Annotated in this window: 20 protein-coding genes; 12 read left to right on the top strand and 8 right to left on the bottom strand. The window is 71.9% G+C overall.

The genetic code is table 11. The annotated features are described in order from the left end of the window. Positions 1-224 precede the first annotated feature (224 nt). Positions 225-2627 (bottom strand): alkaline phosphatase family protein, encoded by a 2403-nt coding sequence (locus AB0J72_RS45910; protein WP_363411829.1) that lies wholly within the window; start codon positions 2625-2627, stop codon positions 225-227. Positions 2628-3109: 482 nt separating this feature from the next. On the opposite strand from AB0J72_RS45910, the gene AB0J72_RS45905 reads away from it, so the two are divergent. The 3 genes from AB0J72_RS45905 (at position 3110) to AB0J72_RS45895 (ending at position 6967) form a co-directional block, all read left to right on the top strand. Continuing rightward, positions 3110-4654, top strand: coding sequence for a CYTH and CHAD domain-containing protein (locus AB0J72_RS45905; protein ID WP_363411827.1), 1545 nt, complete (start codon positions 3110-3112; stop codon positions 4652-4654). Positions 4655-4828: 174 nt separating this feature from the next. After that, complete coding sequence (locus AB0J72_RS45900; RefSeq protein WP_363411889.1) at positions 4829-5554, top strand: hypothetical protein; 726 nt, start codon at positions 4829-4831, stop codon at positions 5552-5554. 12 nt (positions 5555-5566) lie between these two features. Next, on the top strand, positions 5567-6967 hold the full coding sequence (locus tag AB0J72_RS45895) for an FAD-binding oxidoreductase (protein WP_363411825.1): 1401 nt from the start codon (positions 5567-5569) through the stop codon (positions 6965-6967). Here AB0J72_RS45895 and AB0J72_RS45890 read toward each other — a convergent pair. Then, positions 6954-8279 carry a condensation domain-containing protein gene (locus AB0J72_RS45890; RefSeq protein ID WP_363411823.1) on the bottom strand — a complete coding sequence of 442 codons (1326 nt, stop codon included), beginning with the start codon at positions 8277-8279 and terminating at the stop codon, positions 6954-6956. The genes AB0J72_RS45895 and AB0J72_RS45890 overlap by 14 nt on opposite strands. A gap of 3 nt (positions 8280-8282) precedes the next feature. Further along, positions 8283-9587 (bottom strand): condensation domain-containing protein, encoded by a 1305-nt coding sequence (locus AB0J72_RS45885; RefSeq protein ID WP_363411821.1) that lies wholly within the window; start codon positions 9585-9587, stop codon positions 8283-8285. A 992-nt stretch (positions 9588-10579) separates the two neighbouring features. Here AB0J72_RS45885 and AB0J72_RS45880 point away from each other — a divergent pair. Further along, complete coding sequence (locus AB0J72_RS45880) at positions 10580-11836, top strand: condensation domain-containing protein (protein WP_363411819.1); 1257 nt, start codon at positions 10580-10582, stop codon at positions 11834-11836. A 59-nt stretch (positions 11837-11895) separates the two neighbouring features. On the opposite strand, the gene AB0J72_RS45875 is transcribed toward AB0J72_RS45880, so the two are convergent. Genes AB0J72_RS45875 through AB0J72_RS45855 form a run of 5 tightly spaced genes read right to left on the bottom strand, consistent with a single transcriptional unit; the run spans position 11896 to position 15972 of the window. Next, complete coding sequence (locus AB0J72_RS45875) at positions 11896-12849, bottom strand: ATP-binding cassette domain-containing protein (protein ID WP_360561347.1); 954 nt, start codon at positions 12847-12849, stop codon at positions 11896-11898. A 12-nt stretch (positions 12850-12861) separates the two neighbouring features. Further along, positions 12862-13626, bottom strand: coding sequence for an ABC transporter permease (locus AB0J72_RS45870; protein ID WP_344502388.1), 765 nt, complete (start codon positions 13624-13626; stop codon positions 12862-12864). Positions 13627-13640: 14 nt separating this feature from the next. After that, entirely contained in the window at positions 13641-14807 is a 1167-nt protein-coding gene (locus AB0J72_RS45865) for a glycosyltransferase (RefSeq protein ID WP_363411816.1), read from the bottom strand. After that, positions 14804-15058, bottom strand: a complete 255-nt coding sequence (locus AB0J72_RS45860; protein ID WP_344502390.1) for an acyl carrier protein — start codon at positions 15056-15058, stop codon at positions 14804-14806. The genes AB0J72_RS45865 and AB0J72_RS45860 overlap by 4 nt, the downstream gene beginning before the upstream one ends. Positions 15059-15063: 5 nt before the next feature. Next, complete coding sequence (locus AB0J72_RS45855) at positions 15064-15972, bottom strand: methyltransferase domain-containing protein (protein ID WP_363411813.1); 909 nt, start codon at positions 15970-15972, stop codon at positions 15064-15066. Positions 15973-16675: 703 nt separating this feature from the next. On the opposite strand from AB0J72_RS45855, the gene AB0J72_RS45850 reads away from it, so the two are divergent. From AB0J72_RS45850 to AB0J72_RS45815, 8 genes are all read left to right on the top strand, one after another. Further along, a complete protein-coding gene (locus AB0J72_RS45850) occupies positions 16676-18202 on the top strand; it encodes a fatty acid--CoA ligase family protein (RefSeq protein ID WP_363411811.1) in 1527 nt (508 codons plus the stop codon). Beyond that, the gene (locus AB0J72_RS45845; protein ID WP_344502394.1) at positions 18199-18477 is read left to right on the top strand and encodes an acyl carrier protein; all 279 of its coding nucleotides are present in this window, start codon (positions 18199-18201) and stop codon (positions 18475-18477) included. Before AB0J72_RS45850 ends, AB0J72_RS45845 begins: the two co-directional genes overlap by 4 nt. 38 nt (positions 18478-18515) lie before the next feature. After that, on the top strand, positions 18516-18719 hold the full coding sequence (locus AB0J72_RS45840; RefSeq protein WP_344502797.1) for a phosphopantetheine-binding protein: 204 nt from the start codon (positions 18516-18518) through the stop codon (positions 18717-18719). 8 nt (positions 18720-18727) lie between these two features. Then, positions 18728-19888 carry a beta-ketoacyl synthase N-terminal-like domain-containing protein gene (locus AB0J72_RS45835; RefSeq protein WP_363411809.1) on the top strand — a complete coding sequence of 387 codons (1161 nt, stop codon included), beginning with the start codon at positions 18728-18730 and terminating at the stop codon, positions 19886-19888. An 86-nt stretch (positions 19889-19974) separates the two neighbouring features. After that, the gene (locus AB0J72_RS45830; protein WP_363411886.1) at positions 19975-20487 is read left to right on the top strand and encodes a beta-ketoacyl synthase N-terminal-like domain-containing protein; all 513 of its coding nucleotides are present in this window, start codon (positions 19975-19977) and stop codon (positions 20485-20487) included. Next, positions 20484-21734, top strand: a complete 1251-nt coding sequence (locus tag AB0J72_RS45825; RefSeq protein WP_363411807.1) for a beta-ketoacyl-[acyl-carrier-protein] synthase family protein — start codon at positions 20484-20486, stop codon at positions 21732-21734. The genes AB0J72_RS45830 and AB0J72_RS45825 overlap by 4 nt, the downstream gene beginning before the upstream one ends. A 59-nt stretch (positions 21735-21793) precedes the next feature. After that, a complete protein-coding gene (hppD, locus tag AB0J72_RS45820; protein ID WP_363411805.1) occupies positions 21794-22888 on the top strand; it encodes a 4-hydroxyphenylpyruvate dioxygenase in 1095 nt (364 codons plus the stop codon). Between the two features lie 37 nt (positions 22889-22925). Beyond that, positions 22926-23843, top strand: coding sequence for a phytanoyl-CoA dioxygenase family protein (locus AB0J72_RS45815; RefSeq protein ID WP_363411803.1), 918 nt, complete (start codon positions 22926-22928; stop codon positions 23841-23843). Positions 23844-23847: the final 4 nt, after the last annotated feature.

Genomic DNA, 23847 nt, shown 5'->3' with positions numbered 1-23847 from the left:
CGAGGCAACGCATCAAGCCTGACGAGGCGACGCATGCGGGCCGGCGCCTGATCGGGCCCGGGAAGTCTGCCCAGCAGCAGCCCTTTCGGTCCAGGATCTCGCAGGAGCGACGGCGGCGGCGGTGCAGCGGAGACCTGCGTGCGGTGCAGCCGACCAGCGGCGACCGACGCCCACTCTTCCCGGGACGATGTGGGTAAGCCCGGAGCATGCCCAGCAGCGGGCATTCAGTCCAAGATCTCAGCGGCCCTTGACCGGCGGTCAGTGTCGCGGGGCTCGGGAAGAGGATGCATGCCGCCAGGGGCGTGAGTGGCAGCATCGTTGCCTGCGGCATCGTTGGCAGGGGCGCCGGCTGCGGGGGCACCGTCAGCGGGGGCGGCGTGGGTGAAGGCGTCGGCGGCGGGGACGGCGTTGCCGCGGGCAGCGTGGGTGGAAGCGTCGGCGTCGGCGTCGGGGGTTGAAGCGTCGGCGTCGAGGGCGGAAGCGTCGGCGGCGGGGGCGGAAGCGTCGGCGGCGGGGGCGGGGGCGGGGGCGGCCTGGGTGGAGGCGTCGGCGGCGGGGACGGCGTTGCCAAGGGCGGCGGGGGTCGAAGCGGCGAGGGCGTCGGGGGCGGGGGTTGTGCGCAGGCCGAGGTCGGTGAGCCACTGGACCAGCTGGCGGTGGACTGCGGCGGGGCCGGTCGGGGTGGGGGCAGGGGTGGACCAGCCGGCCGGGTGGACGAGGACGGCCTCCGTCTGCCAGCCGCCGATGCCGCCGTGGGAGCCGACGAGTTCCTCGAAGGCGGCCACCTCGTCGGTGCCGTGGTCGACGCGGCTGATCAGGACCAGGTCGCCGACGTTGGTCATGGCCTGGTGGGTGAGGAGGTCGCGGGCGGCGTGGGGGCCGTACGGCAGGAGGGGGTCGGTGCCGTCTACGTGGCCGTCGCGGAGGCGGTGGCGGCCGGCGGGGCCGAAGGCGACCGGGCCGTCTACCGCTGAGAGGCCGACGACGAGGCCGATGCCGGGGTGTTCGGCAAGGCCCTGGATGAGGGCGGGGCGGGCGACGCCGATGTCCTCGACGGTGGCGCGGCCGGGGTGTTCGGTGAGGTAGAGCATGGCCAGGTTGCCGGAGGCGACGGTGACGACCGGGGCGGGCGGTGGTGGAGGGGTCGTGCGGTCGGGCTTGCCGGCGACGGCGAGCAGCAGGTTGTGCGCGCGGGCGCGCTCGTCGTCGTTCGGGCCCGGGGTGGAGGCGGCCACGTGGCCGGCGATGTCGGCGACGACCTGTTCGAGGGTTTGGCCGTACCGCTGGGAGAAGGTCGCGCCCTGGCTCTGGCCGTGGTCGGAGAGGACGACGATCTCGTAGCGGCGGCCGGCGACCTGGGCGAGGCGGTGCAGGGTGCCCAGGACCCGGTCGAGGCCCTCCAGGGTCTGCATCGCTTCGGGGCGCAGCGGGCCGGCGTGGTGGGCGACCTCGTCGTAGTCGACGAAGTCGCAGAAGATGGCGGGGGCGCCACGGGTCATCTGCTCGGCGATGAGGGAGACGTTGAGGTCGCGCAGCAGGACGTTCGTGACGGCCCTGAGCGCCACGTAGGCGCCCGTGCGCGGCACGCGGGGGTAGACGTTGCGGAAACGCTGCCGGCGGGCCTGCTGGATCTCCTTGAGCATCTCGCCGACGGACAGGACGATCGCGCGGGCGAAGCCGTACGGGCTGGCGACGAACGCCAGGTAGCCGCGGGCGGTGCGGCCCGGCAGGCCCGCGTTGCTGAAGGTGAGCAGGCTGGTCGGGGCGTCGCCGGAGAAGACGTTGCTGATGCTGGCGCCGCCGTCGGCGAGCAGGCCGCGGCCGGTCGAGATGCGGGCCTCGACGTCCGCGGCGTCCTTGGGGCGGTTGGTGACGACGAGCCGTCCGGTGGCTTTCTCGTACCAGCGGAACGCCGGCACCTCGGATTCGCTGCCGTGCAGGATGCCGGCCTGGCTCGCCGGGGTCGTCGCGGGCAGGCCGGTGTGCCAGGGGACGAGGGCGTGGGTGCCGGTGCGCAGCCACTTGCCGAGGTTGGGCAGGTTGCCGGCCTTCACGGCCCACGACAGCAGGGGCGCGGACAGGCCGTCGAGCTGCACGAACAGCACCCCTGGCGCGGTGGCGCGGTGGTCCTGGTTGCGCCGCACCATCTGGCGCAGCGTCTGGCCGAGGAACACGTCGTCGCTGCCGGCGTCGGCGAGCCAGTTCACGAGGGCGGTGAGGACGGCGGCGGTCCAGCTGGCGACCCACGCGTCGATGACGCTGCCGACGGAGACGCCCTCGGCGACCTGGAGCGCGGTGAACATCACCGCGGTCTGCAGCAGCACCCCGACGAGCAGGACGCCGAGCCCGCCGACGACGACGGCGACGCCGAAGAGCACGAGCCGCATGAGGGTGCCGATGAGGGCGAGCAGCACCGCGAGCTCCACCAGCGCCCAGGGGCCGCCGGTCGCGGTGACGCCGGGCAGCAGCCAGAACGTGACGGCGAGGACGACGACGGAGGTCACGCCGCTGCGCAGCAGCGACTTGCCCCACGCGACGGTGAGCCGCCAGTCGCGCAGCATCCGCGCGGCGAAACGGACCCGCTGCCCGATCACGGACGACGTCACGGCGCGCACCAGCCAGCTCACCTGACCTAGGTTACGTCCCGTCGATTGCGCGGAATTCGCAACGAAACACCTCAGGCTGGGTAGGCTCATGCCGGCGGGTGAAGGCGGGTGACCTGCGCCACCACACACCTGCGCCACCACACACCGCGACACCACACCGCGACACCACACACCTGACCCACGTCACACCCGCCCGCGCCCACACCGCACCGGGCCCACAACGCACTGTCGCCCCCGCACCGGGTGACGGGCGGGGGCGACACAGAGCGGGCGAGTTACTTCTTCTTGCCCTTCTTGTCCTTCTTCTTGTCCTTCTTCGACTTCTTCGCCATGGGGTGCACTCCTCTCCGTGGGAAGCGCGTCCGCGGACCGGAGTGGCCCGAAAACCTTGCGCTGCCAACACCGTAGCGGCCAAACCTTCGAACCGACAGGGTCTGAGCCATCTTTTCTTGGCTTCCTGTTTACCTTTTCGCCACACGGAGTTCTGTCGATAGGCTTGGAACATGGCCGAAAAGCTTGAGGTGGAACGGAAGTACGAGCTGCCCGACGACTTCGCGATGCCCTCGATGATCGGAATCGCTGATGTGGCCACGGTTACAGCTCCCGACGACCAGCGTCTGGACGCGACCTACTACGACACCGCGGGGCTGCGCCTCACTTCCAGCAAGGTGACGCTGCGCCGCCGCACCGGTGGTAACGACGCCGGTTGGCACCTCAAACGGCCGTCCGGCGGGGAGCGCAGCGAACTGCAGGTGCCCGCGACGGCCAAGCAGCGCACGCCTCCGGCCGAGGTCGCGACGCAGATCCGGGCGCTGACGCGGGGCGAGCCGCTGCGCCCCGTCGCGCGCATCCGCACCCACCGCGTCGAGCAGGGCCTGCAGACCGCGGACGGCACCACGATCGCGCTCGTCGCCGACGACACCGTCGCCACCGAGTCGCTCGTCGGTGCCGGGGTCGCGCAGCGCTGGCGGGAGCTGGAGGTCGAGCTGGTCGACGGTTCACCCGAGGACCTCGCCCGCATCGACGAGGCGCTGCGCGCGGCCGGCGCCCGCCCGTCGGCGTCGCCGTCGAAGCTGTCCCGCGCGCTCGGCCCCGACCACCCGGCGCCCGTCACCGAGTCCCGCGTGAAGAGCGCGGGACGACGGGCGGTCGTCGACTACGTCCGCACCCAGCGCGACGCCGTCGTCGCCCTCGACCCGGAGGCCCGCGCCGGCGACGCCGAGGCGGTGCACAAGATGCGGGTCGCGACGCGGCGGCTGCGCTCGACGCTGCGCACGTTCGCGCCGCTGATGGACGCCTCCGAGGGCGACCTGGACCGGCTGCACGACGAGATCAAGTGGCTGACCGGGCTGCTCGGCGAGGTCCGCGACAGCGACGTCATGGCGCAGCGCCTCGCCGAGCTGCTCGCCGCCGAGCCGCCGGAGCTGGTCATCGGGCCGGTGGCGGCGCGGATCGCCCAGCTGCTGGCGGCCCGGACCGCGCAGGCCCGCCGGCGGCTGATCGCCGGGCTGGACAGCCAGCGGTACATCACCCTCCTCAACGACCTGGACGCGCTGGTCGCGGCCGTCGGCGGCTCCGGCAGGGTCGCCAAGCAGGAGCTGCGGCACCTCGCGCGCCGGGCGGTCCGCCGCGCCGACCGCCGCCTGACCACCGCCGTGAACACGCCCGAAACCACCGCCGGGGCCGTGGGCGGCACCGCACCCCCGCCGGGGCGCCTCCGCGACGAACGGCTGCACGAGGCGCGGAAGGCGTACAAGCGCGCCCGGTACGCCGCCGAGCTCGCCACCCCCGTCGCCGGCAAGCCCGCGGCGAAGCTGGCGGACCGGCTCACCGACCTGCAGGACGTGCTCGGCGCCCACCAGGACGCCAACGTGACCGCCGAGTTGCTCCGCGAGTACGGCATGCACGCCTTCGGCGAGCGGGAGAACGCGTTCACGTACGGGCTGCTGCACGCCCGTCAGGCCGAGCACGGCCGGATCGCCCTCGCCCAGCTCCCCCGCGCCCGCCGCCGCGCCACCCGCCGGAAGGTCCGCGACTGGCTCTCATAAGCGACCGAAACGAGCGGCAGCGGGAGACAGGGGGAGGCATGCGGCTGCGGCGCATCACACCCGGCAAGGGTGGCTACCGGAGGAAGGGCCGGGGCCGCGGCTTCACCTACCACCGCGCCGACGGCACCGCCCTGACCGACCCGGCGGAGCCACGTCCTCGAGGTCGGCGCGCGCCTGCCGGCGATCCGTGACCGGGTCGCCGCGGACCTGCGCGGGCGGGGGCTCGGCCGGGAGAAGGTGCTCGCCGCCGCGGTGCGGCTGCTGGACCTCGGCCGCTTCCGGATCGGCGGGGAGGCGTACGCGACCGGCGAGGCGGGCACGTTCGGGCTGGCGACGCTGCTGCGCGAGCACGTCGCGCTGCCCCGCGGCGCGGTCCGGTTCCGCTACCCGGCGAAGGGCGGCATCGAACGGTCCGTCGACGTCGCCGACGCGGACGTCCGGGCCGTCGTCAAGAAGCTCATGAAGCGCGAGTGCGAGCGCGAGCGCGAGTGCGAGGGCGAGTGCGAGGGCGAGTGCGACGGCGACGGCGGCGGGCTGCTGGCCTTCCGCGACGGGCGGCGGCGGGTCGACGTGCGCAGCGGCGACATCAACGACTACCTGCGCGACATCGGCAGGACCGAGATCTCGGCGAAGGACTTCCGCACGTGGCACGGCACGGTCCTCGCGGCGCGGCTGCTCGCGCGGGAGCCGAAGGTCACAGGGCGAGCCGTGCCGAGCGTGATGCGGGAGGTGTCGGAGTTCCTCGGCAACACACCGGCCGTCGCCAGGGCGTCCTATGTGGACCCGCGGGTCCTGGACCTGTACGGCGACGGCATCACGATCCCCGAGCGGGCGGCGAGCGACCAGGCACTCGGCGAGGTGGCCGTCCTGCGGCTGCTTGCCGACGAATCCGGTCGATGACAAGATCTGCGGGTGCGGCTCGATCTTGCGCGACTTCGCGACAGCTTCCACGGCACCCTGGTGACCCCCTACGACCACGGCTACGAGGCCGCGAGGGTCCTGTTCAACACCCGGGTGCGGACCCGGCCGGCGCTGATCGCGCAGTGCGCGGACGCCGGCGACGTCGCCGCCGCGATCGCGTTCGCCCGGGAGCAGGGCCTGCCCCTGGCCGTCCGCGGCGGCGGGCACCACGCCACCGGGCTGTCGCTGGTCGAGGACGGCGTCGTGATCGACGTCGGCGGCCTGCGGTCGGTCAGCCTCGACGCGCAGGCGCGCACGGTGACGGTCGGCCCCGGCGTGGGCTGGCGCGACATCGACAAGGTCACCTACGTCGAGCACTCGTTCACCGGCGACGACGGCCTCGAATACGGGCTCGCCGGGCCCGGCGGCGAGTGCCCGACCGTCAGCAACGCCGGCTACAGCCTCGGCGGCGGCTACGGCCCGCTCGGCCGGACGTACGGGCTGGGCTGCGACCACATCGTCGCCGCGGAGGTCGTCGACGCGTCCGGGACGATCCTGCGGGTCACCGAGGACGAGCACCCGGACCTGTTCTGGGCCCTGCGGGGCGCCGGCGGCGCGGGCTTCGGGGTGGTGACGTCGCTGACGTACCGGCTGAACCCGCTGCCGAAGACGGTCGTCGGCGGTGTCGTGGCGTGGCCGGTCGACCGGGCCGAGGAGGTGTTCCGCGCCTACCGCGACCTGTACGCCGAACGCAACGACGACCGGCTCGCGTTCTGCCTGCTGCTGACCACCGAGCCGTACCCGGACGGTGAGCAGGTCGTCGTCATGTACGGCCTGTACGTCGGGCCGCCCGCGGAGGCGGCGGAGGCGCTCAAGCCGATCGAGGCGCTCGGCGAGCCGCTGTTCAGCTCCATCGGCGAGACCTCCTACTTCGACCTCATGCAGGGCATGGGCGAGGAGATCGTGTACGGGCTGCAGTCGAAGTGGCTCGGCGGCTACTTCACGGCCGACGGGTTCGACGAGCCGGCGTTCGCGACGATCCTGGACAACTTCCGGCGGATGCCGTCGGGTTACTCGATGGTCCGCTTCGACCTGCTCGGCGGCGGCGAGATCGGCCGGGTCACCCCGGACGCGACCGCGTTCGTGCACCGGGCGCCGCTGCACTACATCTCCGTCATCGCGCAGTGGCAGCGCGACGAGGACACGGACCGCAACGTGGCGTGGATCGACGGGTTCGTCGAGCAGCTCTCCCCGCACCTGACCGGCGAGGTGTACCAGAACTACGCCAGCCGGGACCTGACCGACTGGGCCGGCGCCTACTACGGTGCGAACTACCCGCGCCTGCAGCAGGTGAAGCTGCGCTACGACCCCGAGGACGTGTTCTCGACGCCGCAGTCGATCAAGCTGCCGTGACGGGCGGCGGGTTGAGCGCCGCGCCGACGGCGGCGGCCTCGATGCCGCGGGCGCAGGCCTCGACCTGCGCCGGGGAGAGCCGGTGCGTGTCGGCCCAGATCGCGAGGCCGATCGCGTCCTGCTCGGCGTCGACCTGCAGGTAGAAGGTGCCGTCGTAGGTCGGCAGCCGGCGGTCCCAGCGCAGCGTGGTGCGCGGCAGCGCGGCCCGGATCCGCTCGGCCGTCGGAGGGACCTCCGGCACCGCGCCGGCCGGGCCGCGGCGGTCGTTGACGAAGCACGAGACGTCGACCGGTTCGCCGCGGGTGGTGGCGAGCCGGTCGAGCATCGCCCGGTGCTCGGCGGGGTCGAAGTAGCCGTGCAGGTAGGCGCTCGTCGCGGACCGCCACACCCGCCGCGCCACAGTGTCCAGGTCGCCGCCGGTCTCGATGACGCAGATGCCGGGCTGGGTGAGGTGGCAGACGGCGTCGGCGAAGCCGGGGCGGAAGCGGTTGCTGACGAGCACCTGCGCGACGCTCGGCGTGCGGCCGGTGACCTCTGCCAGGGCGACGCCGTAGGCGGCGAGCAGGACGTGTCCCGTTTCGACGCCGGTACGGCAGGCGACGACCTGCAGCGCCAGGTGCAGCGCCGGTGAGTGGCAGACCAGTTCCCAGAAGCGGGGCGTGCGCGGGTCGTCGGACCAGCCGAAGCGTTCCGCCGGCAGGTCCCGCAGCGACGCCTCCCAGTGCCGCAGGGACTTCGCGCTGTGCCGGCGCTCGGCGGGCAGCGCCTGGCGGTGCGCGAGCTCGAGGGCGCGCACCCCGGTGACGGGCTCGTCCAGGTTCGGCAGGTCGCGGACCAGGGCGTCGATGCCGAACCCGTCAACGGCGAGGTGGGAGTACTGCACGACGAGGTGGCTCGGCACGCCGCCGGTCGTCACCACACCCCACCGGACGGGGAACTCGCGCGCGAGGTCGAACGGCGTGAACTCGTACCGGCTGCGCAACGCCTCGGCCGTCGCCTCCGCGCCCTCCTCCGAGGACGCGACGACCTCCAGGTCGACCGTGCCCGATGCGTGGACGGTCTGCCGCGGCTCGGCGCCGTCGAGGTCGAACAGGGTGCGCAGCCCCTGGTGACGGCCGACGAGGCGGCCCAGGGTGGCGGCGAGCCCGTCCACCGTGGTGCCCGGGGCGAGGGCGACGGTGCCGCCGATGTTCAACGTCCTGCCCGTGCGTCGCATCGTCTGCCAGATCTCCCGCTGGCCCCAGGTCAGTGGCCCGGTGCCGGCGTCGGCGCCGTCGAAGGCGACGGCGGTCCGCGATGTGGCGACGTGCATCGGCTACTCCTGAGGCTCGTCCTGGGGCTCGTCCTGGGGCTCGTCCTGAAGCTCTTCCGGAGACTCGTCCTGGAGCGCGGCGGCGACCACCAGTTCCTCGATCCCCCGCAGAATCGCCACCAGATCGTCCGGCGCCACCCGCCGGGTGTCAACGCGCAGGCCGATGTCGACCGTGTCGGGCACGGGATTGATCAGGAAGAACACCGTCGCCGCGGGATCGTCGTTGTTCGAGCCCCACCGCAGTCGGCTTCTGGACAGGGCCTCGTTGATGTCTTGCGGGCTCGCCTGCGGCAGGACCTCGGCGACGGCCATGGTCCGGCGCCGGTCGTTGAAGTAGGACTGCAGGTCGAGGGCCTCGCCGCGCTCCTGCCCCACCCGGGCGATCATGTCCCACAGGTCGCGGGGGTCGTAGTAGGCGTGCATGCCGGCGGTCAGCTGCGCCTTCCAGACGCGGGCGACGAGGTCGTCGAAACTTACATCGGCGGTGTCCACGACGCACAGGGCGCTCTGCGCCAGGCCGGCGACGGACTCCTTGAAGCCGGGCCGGAAGCGGTTGCTTACCAGCATCCGCACCACGGTGGTCGGATCGCCCGACACCCGCGCCAGCATGAGGATGTACGCGGCGAGCAGGATCGTGCTGCTGTGCGCCTTGGTCCGCTCGGCGATGCGGCCCAGCGCGAGGTAGGCGGCGGGCGAGGAGTAGCTGGCCTCCCAGTACCGCGGCGACGGCGGCGCCTCGACCGCCGGGAAGCGCTGGGCCGCGATCTCGCGCAGCTGCTTCTCCCAGTGCCGCAGCGACGCGGTGTGCTGCCGCCGGGCCGCGCCCGCCCGCTGCTGGCGGGCCAGGTCGGCGGGCTGGACGCCGGCGACCGGGGCGAGGTGCTCGCCGGTGGCCCGGTCCAGGTTCGGCAGGTCGTTGATGATGGCCTCGATGCCGTAGGCGTCGATCGCCATGTGGGAGTACAGCGCGACGAACCACGCCGGGGTCCCGTCGCGGCACACGACCCCGACGCGCACCGGCCAGTCCTCGGCGTTGTCGAACGGCGCGTCGCGGTACGCGGCGTCGAGGGCCTCGGCGACGTCGGCCGGGTCGTCCTGCCCCGCGTCGACGATCTCCATGAACAGCTCGCCGGTGTCCGCCAGCACCTGCCGGGGCAGGCCGTCCTCGCCGATGCGGTACCTGGTGCGCAGGGATTGATGCCGGCTCATGAGGAACGCGATCTCCATGACGATCTGATCGATCGTCTGGCCGTCGAGCAACGGCATCGTGCCGCCGGCCCAGTCGACCCGGCCACCGCCGAGCTCCATGGATCGCCATGCAGCCCATTGACCCCAGGTCAATTCCTCGACACCCGATCCCGCACCCTCGAAGTGCACGGGAATCCGCTGCGCCGTTGCAGTCTCCGCCATGATCTCTCGCCTCGCGATCGTCGATGTACGCGCAGGCCACATCGGCCCCTGACTGCGTGGCGGCCGGTCGGCGACGCCTGCGCCGTGCCGACCGGCCGCCACAACAGGATTAGAGCCGAGCGTTCCGGAGCTGGGCGTTGTTGCCACGCAGCTGAGCAGCCTTCATTTCGCACCTCCCTCGCCAGGTCACTGGAGAGTGCTCGAAAGGGACCATCTGCACGTTGTCAGGATCCCGACCTGTTCGGACCCGCACGATCCCGCGGGCCCACCCTGCAAGCACTGCTTCGAAGCCTATCGGCTGTCTTCTACCTGACGAAAGAGGCGAATATTGATCTCATCCAATCAATGCCTGAAGGTCCGAATTTTAACGATCGTTATGTCCGATTTTCGCGGAAGCGCCCGGGAGATACGAAACGCATTGAAAATTTCCAAAGCGGTAACGTGAACGGTTGACACGATCCACAGTCGGGGTGATGCTTCTGGCGGTCATAGACTTCGGTCGTTCAAAATGACCGCAGGGCCCTTCCGCTGATTCGTCGTGAAGGCGACGGAGGTGGTGTGCTCTGCCATTCCATATCGCACTGTGATGTGCCAAACGATATGAGGAGGTGAACTTCATGCGCGTTGTCTCCAGCCGCGTCGTCTCCAGCCGCGTCGTCTCCAGCCGGGTTGTCTCCAGCCGGGTCGTCTCCAGCCGCGTCGTGTCGGGTGGCTGATCCAGCCCCCCGCATCACATGACACAGCACCACAGCACCGAATGAGGAAAGGGAGCCCGCGCCGGTCAGGACGGGACGGCACCCGACGGGCATGGGCGCCGCGCCGCCCCACCGGGCGGGCTCCCCCCACGAAAGCGATCGACCACCGCAACGAGCACCATCTGGAGGCACATCGTGTCCGGCGATGAGACGTACCCAGCAACCGTCGGGCAGCTGTCCGTCTGGCGCGACATCGAGCGGTTCCCACCCGACCGGCTGTGGGAGGCCAACCTGTCCTTCGTCTGGGACCTGCCCGAGGGCGACTGGACGCAGGAGCAGGTCTGGGCCGCGCTCGGCGCCGTCGCCATGCGCCACGCCTCGATGCGCACCACCTACGTCATCGACCCCGAGGGCTTCCCCCGGCAGCGGATCGCCGCGCACACCGCCGATGAGGTCCTCGCGCAGGTCAGGCAGGGCACCGCCGACGTCGCCGAGCGCGAGGAGAAGGACGCCGCGGAGATCCGCCGCGCCATCGACGCGCTCTCCGAGCTGCCCTGGCGGGCGTGGATCCTCCTGGAGGGGGACGCGCCGCGGCAGGTGCTGGTCGTGGTCAACCACATGGCCGGCGACGGCGTCGCCTCGGTCGTGCTGCGCGAGGACTTCGAGACCATCCTCGGCGGCACCGACCTGCCGCCGGCGCCCGGCCCCCTCGAGCTCGCCCTCAACCAGACCGGCGAGGGCAGCGGCCGGCTGCGCAACGCCGAGCGGTACTGGCGGCGCACCATCGCCGCGGCGCCCCGGCGGCACGAGACCGGCGAGCTCGACCCCGTCGGCGCGGTGCTGCAGACCGGCATCCCGATGCCGCAGGCGCACGAGGCGATGGCGAAGTTCGAGGTCACGCTCGCCAGCCTGATCCTCGCCGCGTACTACCGCGGCATCCAGGCCGCGACCGGCGAGCAGGAGGTGCTGCTCTTCCCGATGTCGGCGAACCGCTTCGACGAGCAGCACGCCAGGGTCGTGACCAGCCTCAACCAGTGGGCGCCGCTGCTGCTGGACCTCGACCCGGCCGAGCCGTTCACCGAGATCCTGCCGAAGGTGCACTGGAAGGCGTTCAACGCGCTGAAGAACGGCGTCTGCTCACCGGACGCGATCTGGCAGATCCGCGACGAGCACGCCAAGCTCGACCCGCCGGCGGACCGCGGGTTCTACTACAACCCGATGCTCGCCCCGCCCGGCTTCCCGTCCGACGACCACCTCGTCGCGCCGAAGATCGACTTCTTCGACCACGGCCGCACCACCGGACCCGGTTTCTACCTCATCGTGCGGGGCCTGACCTCGCTCAACCTGATGTTCCGGGTCAACCGGTCCGGCTTCGACCGCGACTCGGTGAACACCGTGATGACCACCATGCAGGACTGCTTCGCGCAGACGCTCGGCGGCGACCGGTTCTGAGAACGGCGAAGGGGGCGCGGCCTGTACAGGCCGCGCCCCCTTGCTCGTGCATGGGCGGATCAGTCGCGCAGCGACCGTCCGGTCTTGGTGAGGAAGACGTCGTCGAGGGTCGGCCGGTGCAGCTCGATCGTCTCGAGCTTGATGCCGGCGCCCTCCAGGGTCCGCATGATCTGCGGGATCGCCGAGTCCCCGGACTCGACGTTGAGCCGCAGCTCGTTGTCCTCGCGGACCTCGACACCGTTGGCGAACGGCTGCTTGCCGAGCAGCTCACCGGCCCGCTCGGCCTCGTCACCGACGACCACGGTCACGACGTCGCCGGAGATCTCGCGCTTCAGGTCCGCGGGGGTACCCTCGGCGACGATCTCGCCGTGGTCGATGATCGCGATGCGGTCGCACAGCGCGTCGGCCTCGTCGAGGTAGTGGGTCGTGATGAAGACCGTCATGCCCTCGGCCCGCAGCCGGCGGATCTCGTCCCACATGTGCGCGCGGCTCTGCGGGTCGAGGCCCGACGTGGGCTCGTCCAGGAACAGCACCTGCGGCTGGTGGATGATGCCCATCGCGATGTCGACGCGGCGGCGCTGGCCGCCGGAGTAGGTCTTGCACTTGCGGTCGGCGAACTCGGTGAGCTCGAACGCGGCCAGGGCCGCCTCCGCGCGCTTCTCCGCCTCGGCCTTGCCGATGCCGTACATGCGGGCCTGGAGCACGATCTCCTCGCGGCCGCTGACGTCGTCGGTGGTGCCGCCGCCCTGGGCCACGAAGCCGATGACGCGCCGCACGGCCTCGGGCTCGGCGCGCAGGTTCGCGCCCGCGATCGTCGCCTCGCCGTCGTCGGGGGAGATCAGGGTCGCGAGCATCCGCAGCGTGGTGGTCTTGCCGGCGCCGTTCGGGCCGAGGAAGCCGAAGATCTCGCCCTGCGCGACGTCCAGGTCGATGCCCTTGACCGCCTCGACGCTGGTCGCCTTCTTGCCCCGGCCGGACTTGTAGACCTTCTTCAACCCTTTGATCTTGATCATGAGAGTGCTCCCTTACCGGACCGAGCGCGAGAATGTGCGGGCCGACCAGATCACGGCGATCACCATGAGGCCGGCGGTGATGGCGATGCTCTGCCAGATGGCCGGGTCGCTGGTGTGCCCGATGAACAGCGCCCGCAGCCCCTTGGCCGCCCAGTTGAACGGGTTGAAGTCGGCGACGGTGCGCAGCCACAGCGGCGCGAGCGCGAGGGGCAGCAGGGTGCCGGACAGCAGCATCAGCGGCTGGGCGATGTTGTTGACGACCTGGCCCAGCACGCTGGGGTTGGCGACGCGGATCGCGATGCCGTAGGAGATCGACGCCGACGACAGCGCGCACAGAGCGAGGATCGCGTAGCCGAGCAGCAGGCTGCCGATGTTGACGAACACGCCGAACGGCAGCGACAGGATCGTGATGATCATCGACTGGACGATGACGGTGACGACGTCGCGCAGCGACCGGCCCAGCAGCAGCGCGACCCGGCTGACCGTGGTCACCCGGGACCGCTCGATGACGCCGTTGGCGAGGTCGCCGAGCAGCCCGAAGCCGACGTACAGGCCACCGGCCAGGGCCAGGGCGATCAGCATGCCGGGCACGTAGATCTTGTACGCGTCGCTCATCGAGTTGGCGCCGACCGACGCGAGCGCCGGCTTGAGCAGCGGCGCGAACAGGATCAGGTAGACCGCCGGCTGGGCCACGCCGAGGACGACCCACAACGGCGAACGGAGCATCAGCAGCATGTGCCGCTGGAAGATCAACCAGGTGTCACGCAGGAGTTTCACAGCCTTGCTCGCTTTCAGACGTGGTGCTGGAGGGGGAGGAGCTGGGTCAGAGCCGTCGCGGCGGCCTCGGCGCCACCGCCCGCGAGCAGTCGCTTGCCCGTCACCCGCGCCGCCTCTGCGTACCGGGGGTCGTCGAGCAGGTCGAGCAGCGCGGCGCGCAGCGCTTCGGGCCGGGCGTGGTCGATGGAGACCCGCAGCCCGGCGCCGGCCCGCGCCACCGCCGAGGCCATGAGCGCCTGGTCACCCTTGATCGGGGCGACGAGCAGCGGCACGCCGTGCACGAGGGACTCGTTGACGGTGTTGGCGCCGCCGTGACCGACCACCGCGTGCAGGTGCGGCAGCAGGTCCAGCACCGGCACGGGCCGGCGCACCAGCACGTGGCCCGGCTCGCCGGTGATGGTGCCCTGCGGGGCCACGACGACCGCCTGCAGCCGCTCGCCGAGCGGCTCGATCGCGGCCAGGATGCGCGGGTAGAAGTGCGCGGCCTGGTCCATGTTGAGCGTGCCCATGGTGACCAGCACGTGCTGGCGGTCCGGGTCGAGCCAGTCGAACGGGAAGTCCGGGTCGGGCGCGCGCTCCGCGAGGGACGGGCCGACGGTGACGGTGTTCGGCGGCAGCTGCGACGGGTCGTCGAGGAGGTCCTCGCCGAGGAAGCTGATCAGCAGGTCCGGGGAGAACCGCAGGTCCCACGGCGGCTCGCCGTCGTGGCCGGCGACGGTCCACGCCTCCCGCATCCGCGCCTGGATCCACGCCTCGACCTGTGGCAGCCCGCGGGCGAACGGCCTGGTCAGCTCCATCGCGCTGGACGCGACGGTGGCCCACGGCAGGCCGAACCGGTGGGCGACGATCGGGCCGGCGATCGCGTGCTGGTCGACGACGAGCAGGTCGGGGCGGAACGCCTCGACGGCCGCCTCGACGCCTTTGCGGGTGTACTTGGTGTGCGGCAGGATGTAGCCCTCCCACCGCGAGCGGGTCGCGTCGAGGCCGCGCTCGGCCTGGCCGCGGTGGGCGCGCAGCGGGATCGGGTGGATCACCGCGTCGGGCCCGGCCAGGGGTCGCAGGAACGACTCCGAGCCGGCCCACAGCACCTCGTGCCCCCGGCTGAGCAGCACCTTCGCCACCGCGACCATCGGGTTCACGTGGCCGGTCAGCGGCAGGCTCAGGAACAGGAACCGACTCATGCGGCAGTCAGCTCCGCGAGATCCGCGACGGTGAGGTCGATGAGCTGTTGCAGGTCGAGGCCGCCGATGTACGAGGGGAGGTCCACGCCGTACACGTCGCGCATCCGCGCACCGAGCTCAACGATCTCCAGGCTGTCGATGAACAGGTCCGTGTCCACGCGGGTGGACGGGGTCACGCCGGCCGCCCAGTCCTCGTCCTCGCCGGTCACCTGGCGCAGCAGCTCGACGATCTCCTGGTGGGACGCGGCCACGATGATCAGTCCTCTGCCGCCGGCTTCGTGGCGCGCACGGCGCCGTAGGTCACCGCGCCGGTCTCGAAGCCCTTGAGCATCAGCGGGCCGGCGTAGAAGAAGCCGAGCACGTCGACGCCCCGGTCCCGGGCCAGGTCACGCATCATCGACCGGCCGTTGTCGAGCTCCTTGACCTGGGCGAACCCGGGCTCCCAGGAGTTGGCGACGTTGCCGCTCCAGTCGACGATCGCGATGTCGGCGAACCCGGCGGCGGCGGCGAGGCGCTCGTGCTCCTCCAGGGAGGAGAAGCTGGGCATGACCTGGTGGCGCAGGATCTGGTCGACGACCCGGGCCTCCTCGGCGGTGAGCTCGCCGTCGCGGACCGACCAGGTGGCGATCGCGACGATGCCGCCGGGCTTCAGCACCCGCCGGACCTCGGCGAAGAACGCCTCCCGGTCCGCGATGTGCATGAGGCTCTCGACGGCCCAGACCACGTCGAACGACGCGTCCGGATAGTCGTTGGCCATGAAGTCGCACTGGCGGAAGTTGGTGCGCTCGCCGAGGCCCAGCTCCGCGGCCTTCTCGTTGGCGCGGGCGGCCTGCGCGGCGCTGAGGGTGACCCCCTCGACGGCGCAGCCCAGGGGCCCGGCCAGGTGCATCGCCGGCCCGCCGATGCCGCAGCCGACGTCCAGGACGCGGGCGCCGGCCGGGATGCCGGCGAAGTCGACCAGCTCCCGCACCAGACGGTCGGTCGCGGCGTGCCGGTCGTCGTCGTTGCCGGGGCGCTCACCGATGTCCCAGAAGCCGTGGTGCACGTGCTGGCCCCACAGGTCCTCGTACAGGTCCAGGGTGGTGTCGTAATACCGCTCGACGGCGGCGTTCAGCCCGGCCCCGGCCGGTGCGGACGGGTATGCGGAACTGGCATTTGCTTTCACAGTCGCAAATCTCCGAATGGGATCACCAGCTATGGGGCGTTCCTGGATAGGCACGCACGGAGCCCGGCCATTGTATGGGCGGCGCGCCGACGCTTGTCAATGCACGTTACATCGTCCGGGACAGGCCGTGGCCTGGCCTGTCGGAGATCGCGCAGCAGGAGCCTCATCATGTCGCCATACATGGCGAATCGGTATATCGGCCCGACCCGACGTCGACGCGGGTCAATCGTGGCGTTTACGCACCGTAGCGCACTAGCTTGGGCGGGAGGCGAGTGTTCTCAGGTTAGATACCGGTTCTATCCGGTGCGCCGCCAGTTGCGCGTAATGCCCTTTTTGGCACTGGTCAGGTGTCCCCCGAACTTGGATTGACCTGGGAGTTCCACAGAACACGCCAGTGACCTGCCCGAATGGAGAACGTATCGAAGCAAACGATTCTTAGCGGACGTAGGCATGGCAGAACGGACAAACAGCGGCACAGTCGGGTTGTGCACTCTTGTAAAACGGCTTTGATTGCGTAAGGTCTATGGCTAGTCGGGGTGACTATTTCCTGCGCATTGTGTCCGGGCGTGATTCGTGCCGGTGACCGCAGGCCTGCTCCCGGCTCTCGCCAGTGTGTTCAATCGGGGGCTGCACACGCTGATCGCCGGCCAACGCGGGCCGACCGGTCGGCGGCGCGGCCGCGCGCGGAGAAAGGGGTTCGCCGGTGACCGACGCCGTGCTCGAAACCCAGCCCGCCCCGCTCGACCCGTCCTGGGTCGACGAGGTGCTGCTGGCCGGCCCCGCCGACCAGGTCGCGTTGGTCTTCGACACCCCCGTCACCCGCGCGGACCTGCGCACGCTGGTCGCCGCCAAGCAGTCCGTGCTCGCCGCCGCCGGCCTCGGCGCCGGCGGGTCCGTCGCGCTGTCCCTCGCCCCGTCGCTCGCGTTCGTCACGAACCTCCTCGCCGCCTGGCGCCTCGGCGCCCGCGCCGCCCTGCTGGACCACCGGCTCACCGCGTACGAGACGGACAACGCCCTGCAGCGACTGGCACCGCAGGTCGTCGTCACCGCCAAGCACGTCACCGGCGGGCCGCTGCGCGGCTTCGTCGAGATCGAGGAGCGCGTCGCCACCTACCCGGGGCGGCCCGCCGACACCACGCACGCGCTCATCCAGCTCAGCTCCGGCTCGACCGGCCCGTCGAAGGTCATCGCCCGCACCGCGGCGAACCTCGTCGAGGAGATCGAACGCTATGTGAAGATCGGCGCGGGGGTGCCGCAGGGCGGCGAGCGGATCGTCTCGCTCGCGTCCATGGTGCACGTGCTCGGTCTGGTCGGCGGCCTGCTCTACGGCCTGCACGCCGGCGCTCAGCTCGTGGTGCCGGCGCGGATGACCGCCGACGGCATCCTGTCCGCCGTCGCCGCCGGGCCCGAGCCCACCACCCTGCTCGGCGTCCCCTTCCACATCGAGCTGCTCTCCTCGGTGCAGACACCGCCCAGGCTCCCCCAGCTGACCGGCATGACCACCGGCGGGGAACTGGTCCGTGCCGAGGTCTACGCCGGCTTCGTCGACCGCTACGACATCCGGCTCGGCAACATGTACGGCATGACCGAGGTCGGGGTCATCGCCACCGACCTGTTCGGCGAGCACCGCCCTTCCCTCACCCCCGCACCCGGTCTCACCGTCCGTGAAGAGGCCGGCGAGCTGCTCGTGTCGCTGCCCGCGTCGCCGTACCTCGGCCTCGTCGACCCCGCCCGCTGGGCCGACGGCTGGCTGCACACCAAGGACGCCGGCAGCGTCGACGAGGCCACCGGCAGGCTGCGCATCCACGGCCGGCGCGACTCTCAGGTCTCCGTCGGCGGCCTCAAGGTCGACCTGACCGAGGTCGAGCACACGCTTGCCGCGCTGCCCGGCGTCGCCAGCGCCGTCGTGACCTACGACAAGGCGATCGAGGCGTACGTGATGCTGCGCGACGGCGCCACCGCGGCGCAGGTCCAGGACCGGCTCGCCGAGCGCCTCGCCGGCTTCAAGCGCCCGCGCGTGCTGAAGGTCGTGGAGCAGCTGCCCCGGACCGCCACCGGCAAGCTCGTCCGGGACCGCGCCGCGCTGCTGGCCGCCTCGGCCCCGGCGACCGCCGCCCCGGGCTCGACCGCGGGCGCCATCCCGGCGCAGCGGGTGGGAACAGACGTGACCGATGGCGCGACCGACCCGGTCGCGCCGGCACCTGTCAAGGAAGGGAACCACGCACGATGAGCGAGACGACCGACCAGGAGATTCGCCAGTTCCTGCTGGACTCGTTGACCGAGATGAACTACAGCGTCGAGGACATCGACGACGACACCGCGCTCGGCCCGGCCGGCGCCGACCTCGAGTCGCTGTCGCTCGCCGAGCTCGCCGTCCGCGTCGAGGACCGCTTCGGCGTGCGCTTCGACGACGACGAGGCGGAGAAGCTGGCCGGGATGACCGTCGGCGAGTTCATCGCCGCCGTCGCCGAGCGCCGGTCCGCCGCTGCCACGGCGGGCAGCTGAGCGTGGCCGCTGCACCAACCCGCGACGACGTCGTGGCGATGCTCGCCACGTACGGCGACCGGTCGCCCGCGGACGTCGCCGAGGGGATCGACTCCCTGGAGCTCGCCTGGCTCGTCCACCAGCTCGAACAGCACTACGGCGTGCCGCTCGACCTCGATGACGACGCCCTCGCCCGCATGTCGACGGTGAGCGGGACGCTCGAGGTCCTCCAGGAACTGAAGGTCGAGACGGGTTCACGATGACCGCCACCATGACCGTTCGGCGCGGTCCGGGTGAGGTGGTGCTGACCGGTGCGGCCGTGCTCAGCGCGTTCGGCCGGGGCATGACCGCCCTGGCCGACGGCCTGGACGCCGGCACTCCCGCGTTCCAGCCGGTGGACCGCTTCGACGTGACGGGACGGCGGGTCGGGGTGGCCGCGGCCATGCCCGGCTCCCCTGTCTTCACCGACGAGCTGGTGCGCGTCGTCGACGAGGCCTGTGACGAGGCCAAGCTCAGCACGGCCGAGCGGGCGGGCGCACCGCTCTTCCTCGCCCTGCACGGCGATCCGGCCCTCGCCAGGGTGGCCGAGGCCGACCGCCGCCGGCACAGCAGCACCGCGTTCACCGCCGCGCTCGCCGCCGGCACCGGGCTGGCCGGGGACCTGCCGCTGGGAGCGGGGATCCGGGCGTACACCTCGGCGTGCGTCGCGGCGAGCACGGCGGTCGCGGACGCGGCGGCGGCGATCGCCCGCGGCGAGCTCGACCGCATCGTGGTGGCCGGTGGGTACCTCGTGGACGCCGATCAGTTCTCCCTCTTCGACGCGGGCCGTGCACTGTCCACTGACGGACAGGTCCGCCCGTTCAGCGACGGGCGCCGGGGCCTGCTGCTCGGCGACGGTGCCGGCGCGGTCGTCGTGGAGTCCGCCGCGGCGGCCCGCGAGCGTGGCGTGCCGGCGCTCGCCCGCCTCGCCGGCTGGGGACGGGCCGGCGACGCGTACCACCCGTGCCAGCCGCACCCGGAGGGCCACGGGCTCGCCCGTGCGATCACCGCCGCGCTGCAGCGGGCCGGGATCGGCGCGGGCGACCTCGGATACGTCAACGCGCACGGCTCGGGCACCGCGCAGAGCGACGTCGCGGAGGCCACGGCGCTGCGCACCGCGCTCGGCGAGCACGCCGCGACCGTGCCGGTCTCCTCCACGAAGTCGCTGCACGGCCAGGCCCTCGAGGCGTCCGGGGTCCTCGAGCTGATCGTCACCCTGCACGCGCTGCGCACCGGCCGGCTGCCGGTCAACGCGGGGTTCCTCGCCGCCGACGAGCACTGCCCGCTGAACCTGGTCCTCGACGGGTTCACCGCGGCGACCCCGTCCTACGCCCTGTCGCTGAACGCCGCGTTCGGCGGCGCCAACACCGCGCTGCTGGTGGGATCGGCATGACCGGATTAGTACTGGACCCGAACGAGCGGGAGCAGGGTCTCGGTACGGCGGAGCTGTTCGTCGAGGAGATCCCGCCGCTGACCGCCCTGGCCACCCGCGCCGGGCTCGACGTCGTCGCCGCCGCCGACTGGCCGGAACCGGGCGACGAGGAGCTGCCGAAGCTCGCCGGGTTCGTCCACTCGTCGTTCAACCCGCTGGTCGCCGCCACCGCCGGCCGCTGCCTGCAGCGCCGCGCTGAGAGCGCTCCACCGGCGGTGACGGCGATCGTGCTCGTCACCTCGACCGGCGACGCGGCCAGCGCGGCCCACGTCGCGACCGCGGTCGACACCGGCGGCCGGATCGGGCCGCTGTTCTTCTTCCAGTCGGTGCCCAACGCCGTCGCCGGGCACGTCGCCGCGAAGTGGGGCCTGACCGGCCCGGTCGTGTGCGTCGACAGCACCGACGCCGGGCTGGACGTGGCCCGGCTGCTGCTCGCCGACGGCGACGCCGGCGAGGTCCTCCTCGTCCTCCTCGAACAGGCCACCGTGCCCGAGGCCATCACCGGAACCAGCCACGACACCGCGTCCGCGGTCGTCGTGGTCGAAAGGGGTACAGCATGAGCAGATCCGTCGCGGTGACCGGGATCGGGCTCGTCACCCCCGTCGGCGGCACGGGCGCCGAGGTCTTCGACGCGATGTGCGAGGGCCGGTCCGGGCTCGTGCGGCCCCCCGCCGACCACCCCCTGGCAGGGTCCGCCGACGTCGCCGCGTTCTCGCCGCCGATCGACCCGACGTCGGTCCTGCCGGCGCCGGAGACCCGCGTCGTCGACCGGTACATCATCATGGCGATGGCCGCCGCCGAGCAGGCCCTCAAGGACGCCGGCATCGAGGTCGGGCGCGACGTCGACCCGTTCCGGATCGCCATCATCCTGTCCGGCACCGGCGGCCTGGCGACCCTCGACGCGCAGGCGGTGCTGCGCTCGCAGAAGGGCCGCCTCGGCGTCAGCCCCTACCTGCTGCCCGGGATGCTGCCGAACATGGGCGCGGCCCGGGTCGCGATGCGCCACGGCATCCAGGGGTACAGCTCCTCCATCGGCACCGCGTGCGCCGCCGGCGCCCAGTCGATCGGCGAGGCGGTGCGGCTGCTGCGCGCCGGCGAGGCCGACGTCGTCGTGGCCGGCTGCAGCGAGGCGCCGCTCTTCCCGACCCTCGCCGACACGTTCGGCAACGCCCGGGCGCTCGCCCGGGGCTGGGACGACCCGACCGCCGCCAGCCGCCCGTTCGACCGGCGGCGCAACGGGCTCGTCCTCGGCGAGGGCGCCGGGGTCTTCGTCGTCGAACGCGCCGAGCACGCCGAGGCGCGCCGGGCCCGCCGGTACGCCGACATCGTCGGCTGGGGCGCCACCAACGACGCACACCACCCCACCACCCCGCGCCCCGACGGGTCGGCCGCCGCCGCCTGCATGAGCCGGGCCGTCGCCGATGCCGGGATCGCTCCCGGGGACGTCGGCTACGTCAACGCGCACGGCACCAGCACCAAGCTCGGCGACGTGGCCGAGTCGACCGCGATCCGCGCGGTCTTCGGTGCCGATGCCCCGCCGGTCAGCTCGACGAAGGGCGTGACCGGCCACATGCTCGGCGCCTCCGGGGTGGTGGAGGCCGCGGTGTCGGTCCACGCCATGCTCCGCGGGCTGCTCCCGCCGACGCACAACCTGGACGAGCCGGATCCCGCCTGCGACCTGGACCACCTCCGCGAACCCCGCCCCGCGCAGGTGACCCACGTCCTGTCCAACTCCTTCGGCTTCGGTGGCCACAACGTGAGCCTCGTCTTCGGCCGGCCGGAGTCCGCCTGGACACGCACGGCGTGACGCCAGCGCGTCACAGACCCCTGGGAACGACCGATCAGAACCCGAAAGGGAAGCAGGCCATGCAGATCCTCGACACCGACCACATCGAGATGTTCGTCGGCGACGCGCGCCAGGCGGCGCACCAGCTGTGCGAGACGTACGGCTTCCACGTCTACGGCCACGGCGGCCCCGAAACCGGCCTCACGGGTCAGCGCAGCGTGCTGCTGGGGCAGCGCGACATCCGGATCCTGCTCACCTCCGGCCTCAGCGGCGAACACCGGGCGAGCCGTTACGTGGCCCGCCACGGCGACGGTGTCGCCGTGATCGCGTTCGGCTGCGCCGACGTGGAGACCGCGTACGCCGAGGCGGTCGCCGCCGGCGCCACCCCGATCCAGCCGCCGCAGCGGTTCGAGCAGGGCGGTTCGACGGTCGTGACCGCGGAGGTGTCCGGCTTCGGCGACGTGACGCACCGGCTCGTGCAGCGCACCGCCGGCGACGGCGCCTTCCTGCCCGGGGCGGTCGACATGACCGGCGCGCCCGCGGCGCCGACGGACGCGGACCTGCTGCACACCATCGACCACGCCGCGATCTGCCTGCAGGCCGGCGAGCTCGACGCGACGGTCCAGTACTACGAGCGCGTCTTCGGCTTCACCATGATCTTTCAGGAGTACATCGAGGTCGGCGAGCAGGGCATGCAGTCGAAGGTGGTGCAGAGCCCGTCGGGCGGCGTCACGTTCACGCTGATCCAGCCGGACCTGAGCCGCCGCGCCGGCCAGATCGACGACTTCCTGTCGTGGCACGAGGGCGCCGGCGTGCAGCACATCGCCTACAGCACCCACGACATCGTGCACGCGGTGCGCGCGTACAGCGCCAAGGGCGTCGAGTTCGCGCAGACCCCGGCGAGCTACTACGACGTGCTCGAGTCCCGCCTCGGCGCCGTCGACGTGCCCGTGGACCAGCTGCGCCCGCTCGGCATCCTCGTCGACCGGGACCACTGGGGGCAGATGTACCAGATCTTCGCCAAGTCGACGCACATCCGCCGCACGTACTTCCTCGAGCTCATCGACCGGCACGGCGCCCGGACGTTCGGCACCAGCAACATCCCCGCGCTGTACGCGGCCAAGGAGCGCGAGCTCGCCGCGGTGCGCGACACCACAGACGGCCTGCGCAGCTGACCCCTCCCCCAGTCCTACTCCTGAAAGGACATAGACCTTGACCATCTCGCCCACGCAGGCGTTCGCGCTGACCGACGACGAGCTCGCGCTGCTGCCGTCGGACGACGACGTCGAGCACTACGCCCAGCACGGCTGGTACCTGTCCAAGAAGATCTTCACCGACGACGAGGTCGACGAGCTCGTCGCGGCGAGCGAGCGGTACTACGCCGGTGAGCGGTCCCGTTCGTTACCGGCCCGGCCGCCGCGCCTCGCCTACTGGGAGCCGTCCAAGGGCGACGTGCAACGGCACAACGACTACGTGCACTACGAGAGCGACCCGCTCGCGCGGATCCTGCGCAAGCCGCTGCTCGGCGCGGTCGCCGCGCGGCTGGCGAAGGCCGACGAGATCCGCGTCTTCCAGTCGACGCTGATCTACAAGCCGCCGATCGCGGGCGAGCCCAGCAACGTCGTGCCGTGGCACTTCGACCGGCACTACTGGGCCTCGTGCACGTCGGAGAACATGCTCACCGCGTTCATCCCCTTCCACGACTGCGACGAGGAGATGGGGACCATCACGATGGTCGACGGCTCCCACCGCTGGGAGGAGATCGGCGCCGACGACACCACCACCCGGCACTTCGCCGAGCGCGACAACGACGACCTGGAAGTGATGCTCGCGGACAACGCCGCGTACAACAACGCCAAGGTCACCAAGGTCCCGATGATCATCCCCAAGGGACACATGAGCTTCCACCACTGCCGCACGTACCACGGCAGCGGCGCCAACCGCAGCGACCGGCCGCGGCGGGCGATCTCTTTCCACCTGCAGGACGGCGCCAACGCGTTCCGCCCGTTCCAGCTCAGCACGGGGGATCTCGTGGCCTACAACCACGACGTGCTGGTGCGACGGACCGAGGACGGCCGTCCCGACTACTCCGACCCCGAGTACTGCCCCGTGCTGTGGCGTACGGCCTAACACA

The organism is Dactylosporangium sp. NPDC049742 (assembly GCF_040674675.1).
GTDB classification, from domain to species: Bacteria; Actinomycetota; Actinomycetes; order Mycobacteriales; family Micromonosporaceae; genus Dactylosporangium; species Dactylosporangium maewongense.
The sequence above is the reverse complement of the archived record's forward strand: the minus strand, read 5'-3'. Positions and strand labels throughout refer to the sequence as shown.

Coding starts and splice junctions, on each gene's coding strand:
- AB0J72_RS45825 (WP_363411807.1), top strand. CDS start 20,484: ATGAGCAGATCCGTCGCGGTGACCGGGATCGGGCTCGTCACCCCCGTC.
- AB0J72_RS45845 (WP_344502394.1), top strand. CDS start 18,199: ATGAGCGAGACGACCGACCAGGAGATTCGCCAGTTCCTGCTGGACTCG.
- AB0J72_RS45865 (WP_363411816.1), bottom strand. CDS start 14,807: ATGAGTCGGTTCCTGTTCCTGAGCCTGCCGCTGACCGGCCACGTGAAC.
- AB0J72_RS45905 (WP_363411827.1), top strand. CDS start 3,110: ATGGCCGAAAAGCTTGAGGTGGAACGGAAGTACGAGCTGCCCGACGAC.
- AB0J72_RS45840 (WP_344502797.1), top strand. CDS start 18,516: ATGCTCGCCACGTACGGCGACCGGTCGCCCGCGGACGTCGCCGAGGGG.
- AB0J72_RS45890 (WP_363411823.1), bottom strand. CDS start 8,279: ATGCACGTCGCCACATCGCGGACCGCCGTCGCCTTCGACGGCGCCGAC.
- AB0J72_RS45875 (WP_360561347.1), bottom strand. CDS start 12,849: ATGATCAAGATCAAAGGGTTGAAGAAGGTCTACAAGTCCGGCCGGGGC.
- AB0J72_RS45835 (WP_363411809.1), top strand. CDS start 18,728: ATGACCGTTCGGCGCGGTCCGGGTGAGGTGGTGCTGACCGGTGCGGCC.
- hppD (WP_363411805.1), top strand. CDS start 21,794: ATGCAGATCCTCGACACCGACCACATCGAGATGTTCGTCGGCGACGCG.
- AB0J72_RS45885 (WP_363411821.1), bottom strand. CDS start 9,587: ATGGAGCTCGGCGGTGGCCGGGTCGACTGGGCCGGCGGCACGATGCCG.